The organism is Pseudoduganella sp. UC29_106 (genome assembly GCF_044055365.1).
Classification (GTDB): Bacteria; Pseudomonadota; Gammaproteobacteria; order Burkholderiales; family Burkholderiaceae_D; genus Rugamonas.
In genome coordinates, this window is sequence record NZ_CP171977.1 from 5,092,511 (window position 1) to 5,110,570 (window position 18,060).

Below are 18,060 nucleotides of genomic sequence, written 5' to 3' on the forward strand. Positions count from 1 at the left end.
ACTTCAACCACCAAGGACCGCAACGCCATGAACGTTCTCTTTCTCTGCACAGGTAATTCCTGCCGCTCGATCCTGGGCGAAGCTACTTTCAACCATCTCGCACCAGCAGGCTGGAAGGCAATGAGTGCTGGCAGCCAGCCGGCTGGCCGTGTTCGCCCGCGCTCCCTCGCCCTGCTTGCCTGCGAAGGCATTTCGACGGAAGGGCATTTCAGCAAGTCCAGGGACAACCTGCCGGCGACGCCCGATATCGTGGTCACAGTCTGCGCAAGCGCAGCGGGCGAGACCTGCCTTGCATATCTGGGCCCTGTGATGCGCATCCACTGGGGTGTGGAAGATCCTGGCCATGTCACCGGTAGCGAAGAAGAAATCGAAGCTGGGTTCATGACCGCCTACCGCATTCTGCGCGCGCATCGAGGCCTTTCTGGCACTGCCCCTGGATGAGCTAAAAAAATGTCCAGACAACCTGAAGATGGAACTAGACCGAATCGGCAAAACCACGCAGGAGCGCTAACCAGCAGTGCAAGCAATAGAGGTCGATTACGTCCGTCTGCAAATACAGTAAGGGGCTCTCACAGATGCGGTGGATCGCTTCGGGACGGCCATCGATTACGCGGGCGCTTGACGCCACCAGGACCGGCGATGCAGTCCATGCCACATTTGCTGGCCAGCGTAAAGCGCGAGCGGTGCTTCGATAGTACCCGCCCCACCATAGTCTCGCTGGCGCCAAAGCCGTATAGCGCAGCGGTATCGAAATGCGTGACACCCAGGTCCAGCGCCGCCAGCCATGGCCGCTCCACCTCGGGCGCTGATACCAGCTCGATATAGGCATGGCAAAGATACATGCAACCGAGGCCAATAGTCCCGACACGGAACGATCTCCGCGCTCGCTGTTCCATTTCACTCCTTCACTTGCGGTTCGAGCTAATGCAGTACTGCATAGCAAGGCTGCACCTGGGGCACACTGGCATTCGGCTCACGGCCTTCACAATCGGGCTGCCGCTCTGGTAGGCAAACAGGTCACGGGTATGCGCGGCATGGTGCCACACCAAAGGTCCATCCAGCTGCGCAGCTGGCCCAACGCATTCATATTCGTGCGGCGGAAGAAGTAGGTCGGCACATCCATCCGCTAGATATTGAACTCGCCCGCTTCAATCTTCTCGTGCACCCGCTGATGGCTAGGATTGAAGCGGCGCGTATGGCCGCACATGGTAACCGTGCCTCTTTCCCGCTGCACTCGCACCACTTCATCGCCATCGGTAAACGCATCGCACAGCGGGATCTCGACCCACACATGCTTGGCTGCCTCCATGCATGCGATGGCCTGCTTTGCGTGCATCTGCGTTGGCGTGCAGAGGCTAACGGCGTCCACCGCTGCCAGCGCCAGGAATTCGCCCAGGCTCGTCATCACATGCGGAATGCCAGTACTGCTGCGCCTCCGCTACCATGTTTCGATGTGCTAGCAGACTTACCTGGGATTTGAGTAAAGCCAGATGCGGCTTTTGGGTACTCCTTGCGAGTTTGTGAGGTTCATTGAGCGAAACAATCACCAATTCCATGCAGGATCAGCTACTGCTGCCTGGATTCCAATCGCCGAACATTCCGACTTCAAGCCATGTGTACTCGAAAAGAACACATTTCCGGGGCACCTTTCGTTTGGCTTGCCCGCGCCATCCACAGGATCATCGTACAGAATTTCATTGTAGGAGAGCGTATCATGAACCAGGGTAGCTTAGATACCGCATCAACAATGCTGCGCGCACTGATCGCCGGATCGTCATGCGAGCACATCGCTAATTGTCACGGCGTGACCAAGTCCGCCGTCTCCCAGCGGATACGCATATTGGCACTTGAGCTGCAACGAATCGTGGGGGTCGTCGGCGTGGATGAGGAAGAGTCGCCGACCGCTGTCTTAATTCGCCTGAATGGCGACGCTTATCTCGAGGCGCTGGAACACTTTGTGCCAGATGCCGCACTTGCGCTCGACCTGCGTAGAGATCGCGTGGAATCTGAAGATATTGACCTTTGCGTTATGAAGATCGCGCGGCACAGTCGTTGCATCCGGCGTGATACAGCTTTGCTGTTGACGCTGTTTTCCACTGCAGCGAAACCCTTGGAAATATCGCAATTGGAAGTTCGCGACTATCTCGAAGAATCAGGCTGCATCAGGACGCATTCGGCACTTCGCGCAGAAATCGCGATGAACCGCATTTCACGCGATTTGCTTTTCCAGGACCAGGCGACCAATACTGCAATCGATGACTACTTGTCCGAGCGCATTGCGCACGGCATCGGCACACACGGAAGACCGTTTTATCGCGGCTTGCGGCCAGACAGCAAACTATTTCTCTCTCGAAGCGGGAGGGCCATGCAGTTGAGGATGAACGGCGCCGTCGGCCAGCACCTCGTCTGCAAGGAGATTCACGAGATCTATCGCCGCATCTTCGCCTATAGCGGCCTCACAGGCATCAATACAGCACTCGCACGGCGGACGGCAGCGCAGACTCTCCTCGATAACGGAGCAAACTCCGAGGAGATTGGCCGCACGCTTGGCCTCAGGAAGCTCGCGGTACAAAAACTCCTGCGGCATGGCGCGGGCGCCGCCCCTTGATGGAAGTCGACGGACGGGTGCGGCATATCCGCTTCGCATCGTGGCACCGCAGCACAAGCGCAGTGACACGGGGTTGCATCGTCCGGGCGTGATGCGAGCATGGATCCATGTCTCACAGGATCGCCAGGAGGGCACCATGGACCAGCACACACGACCGGCTTTGCCAGCGCACGCCATTCCACACACCATACTAGGGCAACGACAGCCACGCATCCCAACGGCCGGAAAAATCCGCGCGGGCATCAAGGTGCTCACAAAGACAGCTGCGAGCAACCCGAGCATCAAGGCGCTGTATGACGATGGCCTGGTCAGCAATGCCACATTTGATCAGATCGAACAGAAGATCATCGCCGCCTTCCCGGACATGAAAAGTCCATTAGTGCCCAAGAATGTTGCCTGGTTTACCGTGCGCCCGAACGATTTCCCCAATCCGGCTCTTGCAGACCAAATCCTCGACGCCTACGGCGAAGACCGGGGCGATGGCATCGTCCGCCTATACCGGTTTCCCGTCATGTTCCCTGCCGACCGCTGGCAGGCGGTCATGCCGCACGAGCTGGCGTGCTGGTCGCGCAACGAGAAGCGCTACTGGAGCGAGTATGGTGCGGATGACCATACCCGCTATTGCATGATGCATGCCCCCGCCCGTGTTGACGAAAGGACGCGGCGTGTTGTGCGCCCATTCGGCGGCAGGGGCACCCAGCAACGCCCGGAGAATGGCGGTCGTTGCGAACCCGAATCCTGCCCGGAGTTCCAGAGCCGGCAGTGCAACCTGACGGGGCGCTTCGTCTTCTATATCCCCGGAATCAAGTCGCTCGATGCTTTTGAACTGCATACCAACAGCTTCTATGCCCTGAGCCGGGCCATCGAACGCTTCGAGACCATCGCCTTCCTCCGTGGCGGGCGCCTTGCAGGTTTCCTGGACCGCCAGCATACGCCGTTCTATTTGACGAAAAAGCTGCGCGATGTATCACACCTTGATCCCAAGACTGGCCAGCCGGTCAGGAGCGCGCACTGGATCATCGAACTGGAAGCGCCGGTCGACGTCTCCGCGCTGCTGATCGAACATGATCGGGACACCACCATCCAGCTGGCCGAGCATGCGGTGCGCGCGCTGCAATGCGAGCCGTCTCAATTTGAGAGCGCCGCCCGTCCCTCCACCGCTGAATGGACGGCCGATACACCGGCCAGCGAGCCCATGCCAGAAGCAGCGCAGCCTATGCCCGCTGCCGTCATGGAAACTGGTTCCGGCAGGACGACACCCGATACCACAGTAATCTACGCGCTGGCCGCAAGCTACGGCATCCCCCCGGAGCGACTCGATGCCTATGCCGACTGGTCATGGGGCGTCGGCTGGCGCCGCAATGTGCAGGGCTGCGCACGAGTCCAGGCTGAGCTCGATCAATTCCGCGCCGATCCGCAAGGGCTGATTAGCAAGATCGCATCCGAGATCGGGCAGTAATCGAGAGGCTTGAACAAAATAGGAGAATCGCCATGCCACTGTCTATTGCCCATTTTTCGGACCTGCACTATGCCGACGAAACCCTCGCCGAGGCTGACCGATGCTTTTCGCATGCGGTCGACGAAGCGATACGGCGCCGGGTCGATGCCGCCATCATTACTGGCGACACGACCGACCATGCATTGACCGCTCACTCGCCAGCCTTCTTTGCGCTGGCGCGCCAGATTCGGCGGCTCGCCGATCACTGCCCCGTCCTCATGCTACAAGGGACCTTCAGCCATGAACCGCCCGGGATGCTGTCGCTGTTCCCGCTCCTTGGCGGCAGGTATCCGATACACGTCGCCGACCGCCTGCAGCAGGTAGCCCTGACTCCGGCAAACCAATGGGTCGCGTCAGGCCACTGGCGCTTTCAAGCCCTACCCGCCAACATGCGCCTGCTTTGCACTTGCATCCCAACCATGAACAAGGCAGCGCTGGCCGCATCCGTTGGCGCCGCTGATGCGGCCAGCGCTATGGGCGAGCAACTGACCCGCGTCGTGGCCGGTTATGAGTCAGACCACCTCGCTGCCCGCCTACGTGGCGTCCCCGTGGTCGCCCTGTCGCACGGCACGGTCCATGGTTGCGTGACCGAGCACGGTGTCCCAATGGCGGGCGCTGACCATGAGTTCACGACGGGTACGCTGTTCGCTGCCGAGGCGAGCGCTGTCATGCTGGGTCATATCCACAAGCACCAGTCATGGGAGTGCGGCGGACGCCTCGTAGCCTACGCGGGGTCCATCGGGCGCCTGCACTATGGCGAACAGGGCGACAAAGGTTTCCTGCTGTGGGCGGTCGATGCCGACGCGTCCAGCGCTGACTTGCTGCCGACGCCAGCCAGGCGCAGCCACGAAATCGCCTTCGAAGGCCCGCCAGACATGGATGCTCTCGCGCAGTTTGCAGCAAAGCACGACATAGCGGGCGCATGGGTGCGTGTGCGCTGGCAAGTTCTGGAAGAGGAACGAGACTTGGTCGACCGGCGCCGCATCGAGCAACTGCTGGCCGAGGCAGCGGACGTCAAGCTCGAAGGCCGCATTATCCCCGTCACCAGGGCACGTGCCAGCGGCATCGCCCGCGAGCTCTCGCTCCCCCGTCAAATCACGCATTGGGCGACCGTTACCGGCACACACGCGCCAGACCTGCTGGCGTGCCTGGACCAGTTGCGCCAGCACACGCCAGAGAACATCGTCGCGCGCATCTTCCAGAAATCCCCACCGCCACCAGCATCGAAACGTCCAAACACGAGTGCCATATCTGTGCTGCCCGAATAGCGCGGCCGGATGAAGTCCCCAGCGCTGTGCAGTGCCGCTTGCGGTGGCGCCATGCCCCCGCATACTGGCTTCCAGCCATTTAGCAGAGCAAGGAGGTCACCATGGTTCCCATTTCCCTGACGCTCACCGGTTTCAAGGGGATTCGCGACGGACTCGGCCGCGAAAGCGTCACCATCGACTTTGCCAGCCTGACGGAGGGTGCCGAGTTGGTTGCCCTGACCGGCCGCAACGGCCGTGGAAAATCAACGATCCTCGACAACATGACGCCCTATTCGATCATGCCGTCCAAAGCAGGTGCCGACAGCCTCGGCAGCTTTTCCTATTACGAGGAAGTCTACCTTCCGGAGAACCACAAGGAACTGGTCTGGGAGATGGACGGCATCCGCTACCGCAGCCACATCTTGATTCGCGACCAGGGTAAGCGCAAGACGGACGCCTATCTGCATGAACAGACAGACGGCGGCTGGCGACCTGTTCGCCTTGGCGATGGCACCATTTCCGACGGCCGCATGGAGACCTACGTGCGGTGCGTCGAAGGCATCGCCGGGTCCACCACCACCTTCCTGACGACCGCCTTCTCTGCGCAGAACCGCAGGCAGCTGTCGTCCTACCGGAACGCCGATATCAAGTGCCTTCTCGCGGACCTGCTGGGGCTGGACCAGATTCGCGCGCATGGCGATCAGGCCAATGAAGCGCTCCGTTCGATCCGAACGGGGCTACTGACGCTGCGCCAGTCCAGAGCGCATCTGCAAAGCGAACGTGACAAATTATCGGACATGACTGCACGTCTCGGCGAGGTTATGAAGCAGACGGAACTTGCCCGCCAGAACAAGCAGGTTGCGGCAGGGCGCAGAGACGCGTGCCGGGCGGGAACTTGCAGGCCTCCAGGCCCAGCGCGAAATGGGGCAATGCCACGAAGAGCGCCGTGCGCAACTTCAGCACGAACGCCAAAGCACCGTTGAGAGCGGCCGCGCTGCGCAAGAACACTTTGACAGCCTAGAACGCACCGCCCAAGCCGGGTTGGTCCGACTCCATGAGCGCGCAGCCCAGCGCACCGCCCAACGAGAAACACATCTCGCGTCGCTCCGTTCCCAGCGCACCACCCTGCAACGCACCATCTACAGTGGCCGGCACGTCGCGCGGGCGGCAGCCAGGCAAACCCTGCTCAAGACAATCCTTCAGGAACGGGACAAGCGCGTGGAGCAATGGCAGCAAGCGGCCAGGCGACAACAGGCGTTGCAGGGCGACGCGGCACTCAAAGAGTCGCAGTTACTGGCCATTGAACGGGAAGCCGGCCAGGCAGTGCTGGCCGCGCAGGAACTGCGCCGCCGCCTCGGGCTGACCAGTGAAGTGCCCTGCTCCGGCATGGCGCTCCAACAAGACTGCAAGCTCCTCGTCGACGCGCGTGCCGCTAAGCCGTTGCTGCCGGACGCCTCCGCGAAGGTTGCCCGCTTGGACAGCGCGCGCCTGGCCCTACGCGCCGAGCTTGATGCCCTCAGGGCGCAGATCTCGGCAAACGCGGGCGCGGAAGCGTCGTTGAAAACGGTCAAGGCAAGGCGCTGCCGCACCGAGGCCCGGCTGTCCTGGGAGCTCCAGCTGGCAGCGCGGCAGACGGACATCGCACAAGCGCAGGCCAGCCTGTCCGAAGTCGAAGCGCGCTTGACATGCCTGATGACCGACGCGCCGCTTGAACAGACCGTCGAGATGCAAGAGCAGGTGGCACTCCAGGCGCAACTGGATGCCATCGTGCACCAGCGGGCCCAACAGGTCGCCAAGCAGCATGCGCTCCTGCAGCGGATCGATACCTTATTGACTGCCCTGCCCCCGGCATTCGACGAAGCCGCCCTAGCGCGCGCCGTGACGGCAGTCGCTCAGGCCGAAGCATGCCTTAGTAGCGCCGACAAAGCGCTGCTGGATGTAGTCAGCGCAGCACAACGACACGAAGACCTGCTCCGTAGGACCGATGAGTGCGAAAACCAATGCAAGGAGCTCGACCAGCAGATCGATAGGATCGAGGTCGAGATCGGCCGCTGGTCGCTGTTTGCCAAGTGCATGGGCAACGACGGTATCGTCGCCCTGGCCATCGACGATGCCGGTCCCGAGCTTTCGACCAGAGCCAACCAGCTGCTGCTTGCCTGCTATGGCCCCCGCTTCACGGTGTCGATCAAGACCCAGCTCACCACGGGGAAAGGCGAACTGAAGGAAGGCTTCGAAATTACCGTGCACGACGCGTGGCGCAACACGTCCAAGAATGTCGCCAAGATGAGCGGAGGGGAGCGCATCTGGATCAACGAATGCCTGACGCGCGCCATGGCGCTTTATCTGGCTGAGACCTCGGCACGCCGCTCCGGCACCGTATTCTCAGACGAGGCCGATGGCGCATTCGATGCACAGCATAAGCGCCAGTTCATGGCCATGAAGCGTGAAGTGCTGCGCATTGGCGGCTACAGGCAGGAGTACTTCATCTCCCACACGCCGGAGCTCAGCGAAATGGCCGATGCCATCATCAACCTCGATGAATACGTGGCGAGCGACACGCAGCCGATCGACTAGCCGTCCGGACACTGCCCACTAGACAGCGCAACGCATGGCCATACCATGGTCATACGGCTACTCAGACAAGACGGAGGAAAAATGAGCCTGTTCTCTGAACTGTATGCACTGACGAAGGCAAGGCGAATCGCCATGCTGGTCACGTCGGACCATGATACCGGGCTGATGACGATCAGCGTCATGCCCCGGCCCCTAAACGACAACGACGCGCCTTTTTGCAAAGACCTGACGTTGACGGCGCCACCCGACGAATTCGACGCAGGATTTCTGGAGGCCATCGCCACCTATCGGGACAAACTCCTGCCGCTGCTGGAGCAGGCGAAGGCGGCGGCGCGCGGCGATCGACAAGGCGAGCCAAAGTGCTGCGCAGCGATCGGCAGTCAAGAGTGCGACGAAAACTCCAGCCACCAAGGAGTTAGACAAGACTAGCAAGCTGCCAACACCCGAGCCGTCCCGCGACGAAAAAAGCGCGGGAGTACCGCGAGGCATCCGATGGCGAAGCGACACCTGACGACGATCCGGACACCGACTGGATGAAAAACCGCCAGCCCGAACTTTTCTAGAAGGAGCCGCATCATGGCCATGAACGTCAAGGAAATCACCAAACGATACCGTTATAACGGCGTCGAGCTTCCTGCGCCACCCGGACTGACCGATGCCGAGGTACGTGACCTGCACAGCGTCTTTTATCCGGAGCTGGTCAGCGCTGAAATCGTTACAGAAGAACCCAGCAACGGCGTTCAGGAAGTGACCTTCCGCCGGACGGTGGGCACCAAGGGATGAACTTCAACCAATTCAAACGCGAGGTCCGCGCGGTGGCGCAGGGGCAGGTAGCACCGGCCATCGCCGCCACTGACAGAGCCTTACGCAAGAAGGAGCTGACGCGATGCGCACTTGCCTGGACCCAGTTTGCGACCGCTTGCCTGGACGCGCAGCGCCAAGGCGAGCGGCAACAGCGCGTAACGCCGCCGCCGGAGCTTCTCCCGCCCGTGGCCTAGCTATCCCAGCCAACCCAATGATGTCGCCGGACATTCCCGGCATCATCGCTCCATCGAGCAATTTGCGACTCGCAGGCGTGCTGGCGCAATACCTGCTTCAGGCCGGGGCAATCAATCCACGGACTTTCAACAGGGATAGCACCAGCATCCATGAGATCTGCCAGAGCGCGCTGAACAGGTGGTTAAGCGCGACGACCGGCGAGCTGCGCTGCTTCACGCCGCATTTCGAGCTACAGCTGATCGAACATCCCGATCCATGCGTTGCCGGACCGTGTAATACCTCCGGCGCAGTTCCTCACCATACCGGTTCCATCCAGATATGCTGGCGCGAAGCGTCGGTATGTCACTGGGGCGTTGGGACAGGACTGGACTATCTTGAGCAACGTATCCCGCAGCTGGGCTCCACCATCCTCGATGCGATGGAGCGGAAAGGTGCACACGCCTACCCGCTCTTCACGCCCGGCGTCGCGCTGGACGAAGCATCCTATCTCTACTGGCGCGGAGAGGACGATGAAAACCTCATGCTGGATGAGGAGTGCGGCGACGATCTGGAAGCGCGCCAAGCGATGGCTAACGATATTGTGACCCGCGCAGCCATCGAAGCGGCCTTTCCACCTTGGGCGTTGGACTACGACCGCCCTCGCCTTCCGTTAGCTACGCTGGAGCGCATCGGCGGCGACCATCAATGCGCCTACGTCAGGCGCGCGGCGTCCCTGACGCACGCATTGCTGCGCCTGCGGACTACTGCGATGTCGTGTCCCGAGCTGGACGGCCCCTTTACCGGTTTCGGGGCAGTCCTGTGTTGGCGCGACGGCGACCTCGCCGTACAGATATCGGACGACCATGCCAACAATGCATGGCAGGGAGATTATTGCGAAGAGATCGGGACAGTCACGCTCACGCTGGATGATCCGGAAGCCATGCGCGGCTGGATGCGCAAGATGCGCCTCAACCTCAGCGCCATCGGCCTGCTGGACAGGTTGCTGTGGCACTTGGCGGAGCGAGAATGAAGATATTCACAGGAGACGATCATGCCCAACACCTTATTCCGGATCGACCTGCGGGAGGCAGCCAGTATGATGCTGGCGCAAGCCGTCCTGATCTATCGGCCTAGCAGCGCAGCAAATGGCGGTGCATACGCCAGCATGCACGAAGTCAGCCTGGACCAAGGCCGCCCAGTCATCCTGGCAGGGAAACCGATCACGCCGCGCGCGGCCTTACGGCTGGCGCAAAGCATTTCCAACAGTGCGGCCCATGCCGGCTACCTGCCCGGTAATGTCCTGTTTGCCGACGGCGACACGCTGGTCTGGTGGGTGCCAGCGCAGCGCCGCCATATCGCGTTTCGCTGCCCGGAATCGACGCTTGGCGAGCGTAGCGCAGACGTGCCCCACCCCGCACTGGTATTCATGGTGACAGGCTCCGCGTGGATGGTGTGGGCCCATAAGGGAAAGAAGCGCCCTGCACCGGATACCCTGTTGTGGCAAGCGCCCTACTTTAACGTCAATGCTGATGGCGTTATCTGCCGTGGCAACGTCGTTACGCCGACCGGTTCGACCACGGACAGAATCAGCGCATGGGAGGACGCATTTTTCCGCTCGTACTTCACCCATCCCAACGTCCCTAAAGGGCTGGTTCGGCACCGAGGTGGCGCTTATGCGTTCTGGCGGGAGATGCTGGACCAGAAGTTCACCCACTTTCCGCAAGGCGTGCTGGTACCGACCGGCATGACCCTTGGTGCGTTGGTTGACCGGCATGCGCGCGGCCTTAGCTAACATTATCAACAAGGGGAACAGCATGGCTGCACTGGAACACCGCATCGATCAACACCTTCTCGATCACCGCGTGAGCGTCCATCTCGCTGGCGTCGGCGGCAATGGTGCACAAATGGCTTCTTGCCTGGCACGGTTGGATATCGCCATCAGGGCATTGGGGCATCCGCACGGCCTGTTCGTGCAGGCATTCGATCCCGACGTCGTCAGTGAAGCCAATGTCGGCCGACAGCTCTTCAGCCCGTCGGATGTGGGCGGGTCCAAGACGTTTATCACCATGACGCGACTCAATCATTTCTACGGTCTGGACTGGGAAGCACAAGCGACCACGATCGAGGAATACTGGAATCGGCGAAGTTTGCGGTGGGGCCGCGACGGCGATATTCTGATCAGCTGCGTGGACAGCCGCGCAGCGAGAAGGCGCATCCATGAACACCTGTTCTCGGGCGAGCGCTACCGCTACTGGCTCGACCTCGGCAACACGGAGCATGGCGGACAGGCCGTTCTTGGCACACCGCAAGCGTCCCGTTCGGGGACGGATGGCATCCATATTCCGCGCCTTCCCTGCGTCACAGAACTGTATCCCGAACTGCTGGACACGGCGATCAGTGAAGATAATGCGCCATCGTGTTCGGTTCGCCTCTCGCTCGCTGCGCAAGGTTTGTTCGTCAACGACATCGTGGTGCGCCACGCGGCACAACTGCTATACGAACTTTTCTCATGCGGGCGGCTGACCGCGCATGGTGTCGTATGCAATCTGGACACCAAGAGATCGGTGCCAATGGCCATTGATCCGCAAACGTGGGAGCGGCTTATATCGCAATCCTGACCACGCTGCGACGCCCGTTTCGCCGCACCCGGACCATGCTGGGACAACTTAGAACAGCGCCACCGAAATATCCCCGGAGGGATACTTGCAGTGGCGCCGTCTTCTCGTAAATCAATGCCGATTATCGTTCAAACCGACGCGATCGGTCGGGCGCCGGGCGCAATGCCCATAACCCTTGCCCCACATGTAGTTGCGAGAACAATCGCATGGGCATTTCATGGTCAGTGCCTGAGTTTCGGCGACCCGGTACCCGTCGCTCCACATACCTGCGACCAGGGGTTGCACAGCCAGAATCGCCGGCATCACGGTAGCGCCACTGAAATAGGCTTCATACCCCAGCTGGTGAAAGCGCCGAAATGCCTCTAACAGCGCTCTTTCGGATTCTGGTTGCCTGGGACAGTACGCTGCGCGAGCGCACTGGAATGCCATCAGTTCAGCCTGGCCAGCGACCATTTCTGTGTCGTCGGACCAATCGCATGCGGCTGACGTGCACGCGTCGATAGCGTCAGGCCCGCTTGTCATCGCCGTGCTCCTTCGAAGCGCGACCAAGCGCCTCTTCGTCGATCCCGCCATACTCGTAGCAGATGTCCTTTGCCGAACACAGTACGCCCGTCAGCAAATTACAAAAGCAAATGCAGGTCCGATTGGTTCGGATAAACGGGGTTCCATCCCGGGCCCACAAGCGGCAGCCGGGAATCAATGCCTCCAGACGCTCGACCGCCTTATCAGGTTGGGCGAGAAATGGCGAGCTGCACGCAGCTCTTTGTTCTGTCGAATGGTTTGGCTTCATATTGACCTCCATGCTCATTCACGTTGTGCTGCCTCTTTCACGAATATCTGCATCTTCCGCCGAACATCCGGGCAACGAAATCGAAAGCGCCTGCTTGAAGGCGCTGTTTTCCGTGCTTATCATTTGCACTGTGCGCCCCCCAGGACAACGCCGGGATCAGCGCGATTCACTCTGGGAGGCTGCCGCATCGGCAGAGAGACATGCTGCGATTGGGACAACACGTTCGATTGACCTCGAAGGAAGTCGAGTACTTCACGCACATCACCGGCTTTGCACCGGTTGGCATCAAGCAACTCGACGACCTTCAGACCTATATCAAGCGCTGCAAGCGCTATTACTGGGGCACGTCCGACGACACGCTGGCATTGCACCGCATGATTGACGACGCCTACTCGCGCTGCACAGGCTTTGGCAATGCCTAGTCAGGCTTGCTTGGCCTCAGCCTGTTGTCCTTGCTCACGCTTTGCCTCCTGCGATGGTGCGCCTGTCCGGCGAATTTTTCGCATCTGCCTGATTGCCGGCTCCGCTGGCGGCGCCAGCGACGCCATGCTCACGGCCCCCACAAACATCAGTGAGTTGTGCACAAAGCGGATCGGCGTCAGGACCAGGACCGAAACAATGGCCTGAAGCCCGTGAACAGCTGCTCTGACCTTAGCCCTGCGCATCTTCTCCCGCCGAAGCGATTGCCTGCATCGCAGTACAGGCCGAGGTGTCTGGCCTTGACTTGATCATCGAGCTCCATTTGCTCCATCAAGTCTGCGGCGACGGCTGGATCATCGATGCGCCGGTAGAACTCGGCCCAGACCTTCGCCTCTTCGCGGCTGGTCCACCGCTCCGTTTTACTGCTACGGCGATTCTCTCTATCCACGATACCCTCCAATGAAAATATCGGGAGCATCGGCGTCCCGGGCGGGAGTCACTTGCTCCCGCATGAGAACGGAAATATTTGATTGCTGCCACTCAAGCAGCCTGATTCGGTAACGCTCCGCCAAAACTCGCACGCGGGTGCAGCAACGCGGCGCTAGACACTGCGCGGCAAACGGAAACGCGAGCACCGCGCGCCTGGGGCCGGTTGCGATTCATCGGGAATCGATTACGCAGCTCGCAGTGGAAGGCCATGCCCCAATTTCGAAGCAACGTAAGAACACGTTGCGAAGTTGATGCCGGAGGCTGTATGTAGCCACCAACGAGGATGCACAAGGAACTGTGCTGCACGGATATTGCGTTGGCCATGATGATCTCCTTGAACAAAGCGGAGACAGCAGCTCCCAGGCATGGGGAAACTGAAGTCCCCGTGCCATAACGCCGTGGGCGGCGTTACTGGGTTGGCGCGCTACGCGCGAAAGAAAAGAAGGCCCGTGAATCTATCAATCCAGGCCCTCATCTTGGAAGCTATATTGCGAAAACTTCCCACGGAACAGGCGGAACCTGCACCATCTATACCCAGCGTGTGCTGAGTGGGAATCCGCCACCTTGCGATGGCAATAGCAGGCGCGAAGCCTGCTCATTTGAGGACGGGTAACGACCGCAACGCCTACAGCACTAGTGCCACAGGATCCCGCGACATCTCCGCGATGGAGAAGGACGGGAGCATAGTGAGAGCGATTCTCACAGTAAGCCCCCTCATTCTTGCACCAGGGTCGCGGCCCCGCAAGGTAGTTTTCTTGGGCGTACAACGGAAACGCATACTGGCAAGGTCTTTGCAACGGCCTCGCCACTTACTCTATGCGCACCGGTATTGCGCTTCGCTCGCCAAATACTTCCGCTGCGCCCAATCAATGAAGCGCCTACATATCAATGCTTAGACGGTGATGTTGACATGGATAGATGATCATCAACAGAAAGGTTAGCATCAGATGCCCAGTTGGTTTCCCAATTTTGAAACCGAGATGCCGGCATTGGCTTGCCGATGTGAAAACCTTGGGCCAGATCGCATCCCAGCGCCGCCAAGCTATCCCAATGCGCCTGGCTTTCGACTCCTTCGGCCACAATTTTCATGTTCAGATTGTGGCCCAGTTCGATGGTAGAGCGCACGATTATCGCTGAATCATTTGACACCGTCATAGGCATGACAAACGACTGGTCAATCTTGATGTAATCTACCGGCAATTTTTGCAAATAGCCCAGGCTCGAATAGCCTGTGCCAAAATCGTCTATGCACAACTGGACGTCCAGTTGCTTCAGATCTCTGAGCCTCTCCAAGGCGCTAGCCGGGTCCTCCATTAAAGCGCTTTCGGTCAGCTCGAACTGAATCAATTCCGGTGGGATGCCCCAGGTCGAAAACAAGCCGCGCACCCGTTCGACCAGATCCGATCCTCGCAAGTCATGCGCGGAAACGTTTACCGCCAATGGCCATTCCGACCCTTCTTCATGCCAGGCATAACATTGGCTGAACGCAGCTTCCATCACCCATTCCGTGAGTGGCGTGATCAGGCCAGCTTGCTCCGCAAGCGGGATGAATTCACTGGTCGAAATCATGCCATGTACAGGATGTTCCCAGCGCACCAAGGCTTCCGCGCCGCACACGCGGCGAGAAGCGATGTCGACCTTGGGCTGACAATACAAGAGGAGTTGGTTGTGCTCGATGGCATGCCTTAAATCACCCATCAGCGCGAGCCTTCTGGTGTACAGTTCTTCGCGTCCACCTGTGTACACGGCATAACCGCCTCGCGTCGTCCTAGCTTCGCGCACTGCGGCACTCGCCTTGTGCAATAGCACTTCAGCGGTAGTGGCATGACCAGGAAAGAGCGCAATGCCGATGCTCACGCTGGCATCGATCCGGAGCCCGGACACCTCCACGGGATCATGCAGAATACCGGCAAGCCGTTGCGCTCTTTGCGCCGCGCGCTCAGCATTCGCTGCAGGCACCAGCAAGGCGAACTCTGCTTCTCCTACGTGCGCCAGCGTTTCATTTACCGTGGCACTCAGCTGAAGGCGCCGCCCAAGCTCCTGCAGCAATTGATTGCCTGAGCGGTAACCTAGCACTTCATTAATTTCGTGAAAGCGCCCCACGTACAAGTGCAGCAATGCCAGCGCCTGATGCTGGTGCTTGGCTGTCTGCATTGACTCTTCCAGGCGCTCTAGCAGAAACATTCGATTCGGCAGTCCGGTCAGCCCGTCATAGTAAGCCAGGCGGGCGATAGTCGCTTCAGCCTCACGATGCTTTTCGCGGACCCGCAGATTGGCAATGCCGTAAGCTAAATCCGCGGCCAGCTTCCCGAGCAATTGGACTTCTTCCTCATCGAAGGCATCCGGTTCGGCCGCGGCCATGGCCAGGACACCGAGCACTTCTCCTTCAACCAGTAGGGGAAACGCAGCGCCGGAAGAGCAACCCAGCCTGATCGCATCCTCGCGCCAAAAGGCGTAGGTTGGATCGGTAAGAAGATCCGCCCCGACGATGGGCTTACCGGTGCGGATCGCGGTGCCAGGGGCCGCACGACCTACCCCCCTATCCGTCCAGCTGTAATGAAGCGCGTCGAGCCGTTCTTTTTCAATACCGACACTCTCCATCCACTGAACCGTCTGGTATTCATCATGTTCCGCATATCCAATGCATGCCACCCTGTAGCCGCCGGTTTCAACGATGACCCGGCACATATCTCGCAGTAACTGCTGTTCGTCGGCAGCATGCAACAGCGTGTGGTTGCCGTCACCCAGGGTTCTGAGCGCCCGCTGAACGCGCATCAGTTTCCGCGTCTGGTCGGCAATTAATGCGGAACCAGCGAGGTCAGCTGACGGAGCATCGGCAAAGTGCGTCATTGATTGTCCCTTCCGGGAAACGACGTGTCCACATTTTCCAGTCTAGTTCATTGCTCGGTGCAACCCTACACTGATTTCCAACGATGAGCGCCGAAATGAGGCCTCAGCGTAACTTTATAACCGAAGCAATGGAGCCCGCTATGACCACGATCGAAACCGCCCTGTACACCGACCAGACCACCGCAATTCGTCCGTTTCATGTGCATGTCCCGGAAGCAGAAATTATCGAACTGAAAAGGCGCATCACAGCCACGCGCTGGCCCGGTAAAGAAACTGTCTCTGATCAATCACAAGGCCCGCAATTGGCGACGCTTCAGGAACTTGCCCGTTACTGGGTTGATGAATACGACTGGCGTAAGATCGAGTCAAAACTTAACGCCTTCCCCCATTACATTACCGAGATCGACGGTCTGGACTTCCACTTCATCCACGTCCGTTCGAAGCACGAGAACGCGATGCCGATGCTCATCGCGCACGGCTGGCCCGGCTCCATCATCGAGCAAATGAAGCTGATCGGACCGCTTATCGACCCTGTGGCGCATGGCGGCCATGAATCGGATGCTTTCCACCTCGTCATTCCGTCGATGCCTGGTTACGGATTTTCCGGCAAGCCGACGACGACCGGCTGGAACCCGAAACGCATTGCGCGAGCATATGGTGAGCTGATGACGCGACTCGGATATGAGAAGTATGTAGCGCAGGGCGGCGACTGGGGTTCGATCGTGGTCAACCACATGGGTGTCCAGGAACCTGAAGGATTGATCGCCATCCACACCAACATGCCTGAGGTAATTCCGCCGAGGTCGATGCGGCGATCTGGTCTGGAAACCCACTGCCGCCAGGCCTCTCGGACGAAGAGACTAAAGCGTGCGAGCAAGTGCGCGAGAATAAGTTCGCTTACGCCGCCTTGATGGGAACGCGTCCACAAATGCTGGCTGGTCTGGTAGATTCGCCAGTTGGATTGGCAGCCTTTATGATTGATCACGACTGGAAGAGCCACGCCATGATCGCGCGCTCCTTCGCCGGCATCCAGGAAGGTCTGTCCCGCGAAGATATTCTCGACAACATCTCGCTCTTCTGGTTCACGGGCACCGCGGTGTCAGCGGCTCGCCTCTACTGGGAGCACACCGTTGCCGGACTGTCCTTCTTTGCTGTCAAAGGCGTCAAACTCCCGGTTGCGCTTAGCGTTTTTCCGGATGAGATGTACGTAGCACCGAAAAGCTGGGCAGAGAAAGCGTACCCCGAATCTTATCCACTACAACAAACTTCCTAAAGGCGGACATTTCGCAGCCTGGGAGCAGCCAGCCTATATCATTTCTGAAGTCCGCACGGCCTTCAAGTCGCTTCGCCAGTCGGAATCAAATGGTCTAGCGCTGTAACATCGACGCCTTTTTCGGGTTGTGACCGCTCTTCCTCGGCCAAGCAGAAGAGGAAGAGCGGTCGCTGTGGCGTCATAAAGGCACCCTTGCTACTCACCGTCCCAGTAGCCAATTGAGTTACCTGCACGGCCAATGAAAACAAAATCCTGGGGCTGCCCATCCGCGTCAGGCGGCTGCCCGAGGACCGCAAACTTATCCGAATCAGGATACTCCACGATATCCGGCCTGAGCTTTGTACTGACAGCCAGGTAACGCAAGGGCACGGTTCCACTGTTGACGATCTGATGGGCTGTGTCCCTGCCGCCGGGAGGACACGCAATAATATCGCCTGCTCGTATTGCATACGTTTGCTCACCGACGCGAACCTCACCGCGCCCCTCCAGGATGAAGAACATTTCTTCATTCACCCGATGGTTATGAATCGGAAAAGCCCTTTTGCCAGGCGGGACCTCGGTGATGTTGTATCCGAGATGCTGAGCGCCGATTCTGGCCCCGATCGCCTGCGTGCGCGCTTCAAATCGTTCTGCAGCAGCCCCCGTAGCAGTAAAAGCCGCGGATCCAGGTTGAAACTCCACGTCTGCGATGTTGATGATTGGTTTACTCATTCGA

The 18,060-nt window shown here is 59.5% G+C and carries 17 protein-coding genes and 2 pseudogenes; 14 read left to right on the forward strand and 5 right to left on the reverse strand.

Going from position 1 to position 18,060, the window contains the following annotated elements:
* Positions 1-27: 27 nt before the first annotated feature.
* Positions 28-511: pseudogene (locus ACHMW6_RS25525) on the forward strand (arsenate reductase ArsC).
* A gap of 58 nt (positions 512-569) precedes the next feature.
* Here the strand turns inward: ACHMW6_RS25525 and ACHMW6_RS25530 are convergent.
* Together ACHMW6_RS25530 and ACHMW6_RS25535 are read right to left on the reverse strand one after the other, a co-directional pair.
* On the reverse strand, positions 570-842 hold the full coding sequence (locus ACHMW6_RS25530; protein ID WP_395401023.1) for an aldo/keto reductase: 273 nt from the start codon (positions 840-842) through the stop codon (positions 570-572).
* Positions 843-923: 81 nt separating this feature from the next.
* A pseudogene (locus ACHMW6_RS25535) lies at positions 924-1,420 on the reverse strand (Gfo/Idh/MocA family protein); the annotation flags it as partial.
* Positions 1,421-1,714: 294 nt separating this feature from the next.
* On the opposite strand from ACHMW6_RS25535, the gene ACHMW6_RS25540 reads away from it, so the two are divergent.
* The 10 genes from ACHMW6_RS25540 (at position 1,715) to ACHMW6_RS25585 (ending at position 11,523) form a co-directional block, all read left to right on the forward strand.
* Positions 1,715-2,608: a hypothetical protein gene (locus ACHMW6_RS25540; protein ID WP_395401025.1), complete on the forward strand. Its 894-nt coding sequence runs from the start codon at positions 1,715-1,717 to the stop codon at positions 2,606-2,608.
* A gap of 136 nt (positions 2,609-2,744) precedes the next feature.
* Positions 2,745-4,067: a hypothetical protein gene (locus ACHMW6_RS25545; RefSeq protein WP_395401027.1), complete on the forward strand. Its 1,323-nt coding sequence runs from the start codon at positions 2,745-2,747 to the stop codon at positions 4,065-4,067.
* A 32-nt stretch (positions 4,068-4,099) separates the two neighbouring features.
* A complete protein-coding gene (locus tag ACHMW6_RS25550) occupies positions 4,100-5,374 on the forward strand; it encodes an exonuclease SbcCD subunit D (RefSeq protein WP_395401029.1) in 1,275 nt (424 codons plus the stop codon).
* A 101-nt stretch (positions 5,375-5,475) separates the two neighbouring features.
* A complete protein-coding gene (locus tag ACHMW6_RS25555) occupies positions 5,476-6,336 on the forward strand; it encodes a hypothetical protein (protein ID WP_395401031.1) in 861 nt (286 codons plus the stop codon).
* Positions 6,275-7,927, forward strand: coding sequence for a hypothetical protein (locus tag ACHMW6_RS25560; RefSeq protein ID WP_395401033.1), 1,653 nt, complete (start codon positions 6,275-6,277; stop codon positions 7,925-7,927). Before ACHMW6_RS25555 ends, ACHMW6_RS25560 begins: the two co-directional genes overlap by 62 nt.
* Positions 7,928-8,008: 81 nt before the next feature.
* The gene (locus tag ACHMW6_RS25565; protein WP_395401035.1) at positions 8,009-8,356 is read left to right on the forward strand and encodes a hypothetical protein; all 348 of its coding nucleotides are present in this window, start codon (positions 8,009-8,011) and stop codon (positions 8,354-8,356) included.
* 147 nt (positions 8,357-8,503) lie between these two features.
* Positions 8,504-8,710 carry a PRTRC system protein C gene (locus tag ACHMW6_RS25570; RefSeq protein WP_395401037.1) on the forward strand — a complete coding sequence of 69 codons (207 nt, stop codon included), beginning with the start codon at positions 8,504-8,506 and terminating at the stop codon, positions 8,708-8,710.
* Between the two features lie 232 nt (positions 8,711-8,942).
* Entirely contained in the window at positions 8,943-9,935 is a 993-nt protein-coding gene (locus ACHMW6_RS25575) for a PRTRC system protein F (protein ID WP_395401039.1), read from the forward strand.
* A 21-nt stretch (positions 9,936-9,956) separates the two neighbouring features.
* A complete protein-coding gene (locus ACHMW6_RS25580) occupies positions 9,957-10,697 on the forward strand; it encodes a PRTRC system protein B (RefSeq protein ID WP_395401041.1) in 741 nt (246 codons plus the stop codon).
* Between the two features lie 22 nt (positions 10,698-10,719).
* On the forward strand, positions 10,720-11,523 hold the full coding sequence (locus ACHMW6_RS25585; RefSeq protein WP_395401043.1) for a PRTRC system ThiF family protein: 804 nt from the start codon (positions 10,720-10,722) through the stop codon (positions 11,521-11,523).
* Between the two features lie 505 nt (positions 11,524-12,028).
* Here ACHMW6_RS25585 and ACHMW6_RS25590 read toward each other — a convergent pair.
* Positions 12,029-12,313 (reverse strand): hypothetical protein, encoded by a 285-nt coding sequence (locus ACHMW6_RS25590; RefSeq protein ID WP_395401045.1) that lies wholly within the window; start codon positions 12,311-12,313, stop codon positions 12,029-12,031.
* Between the two features lie 200 nt (positions 12,314-12,513).
* Between ACHMW6_RS25590 and ACHMW6_RS25595 the strand changes: the two genes are divergently transcribed.
* Positions 12,514-12,735: a hypothetical protein gene (locus ACHMW6_RS25595; RefSeq protein ID WP_395401047.1), complete on the forward strand. Its 222-nt coding sequence runs from the start codon at positions 12,514-12,516 to the stop codon at positions 12,733-12,735.
* A gap of 1,372 nt (positions 12,736-14,107) precedes the next feature.
* On the opposite strand, the gene ACHMW6_RS25600 is transcribed toward ACHMW6_RS25595, so the two are convergent.
* Positions 14,108-16,072, reverse strand: coding sequence for a putative bifunctional diguanylate cyclase/phosphodiesterase (locus ACHMW6_RS25600; RefSeq protein WP_395401049.1), 1,965 nt, complete (start codon positions 16,070-16,072; stop codon positions 14,108-14,110).
* Between the two features lie 140 nt (positions 16,073-16,212).
* Here ACHMW6_RS25600 and ACHMW6_RS25605 point away from each other — a divergent pair, with 140 nt between their 5' ends.
* Positions 16,213-16,983 (forward strand): epoxide hydrolase family protein, encoded by a 771-nt coding sequence (locus tag ACHMW6_RS25605; protein ID WP_395401051.1) that lies wholly within the window; start codon positions 16,213-16,215, stop codon positions 16,981-16,983.
* A gap of 17 nt (positions 16,984-17,000) precedes the next feature.
* Positions 17,001-17,345 carry a hypothetical protein gene (locus ACHMW6_RS25610; protein WP_395401053.1) on the forward strand — a complete coding sequence of 115 codons (345 nt, stop codon included), beginning with the start codon at positions 17,001-17,003 and terminating at the stop codon, positions 17,343-17,345.
* A gap of 195 nt (positions 17,346-17,540) precedes the next feature.
* On the opposite strand, the gene ACHMW6_RS25615 is transcribed toward ACHMW6_RS25610, so the two are convergent.
* Entirely contained in the window at positions 17,541-18,056 is a 516-nt protein-coding gene (locus ACHMW6_RS25615) for a cupin domain-containing protein (RefSeq protein WP_395401055.1), read from the reverse strand.
* Positions 18,057-18,060 lie beyond the last annotated feature (4 nt).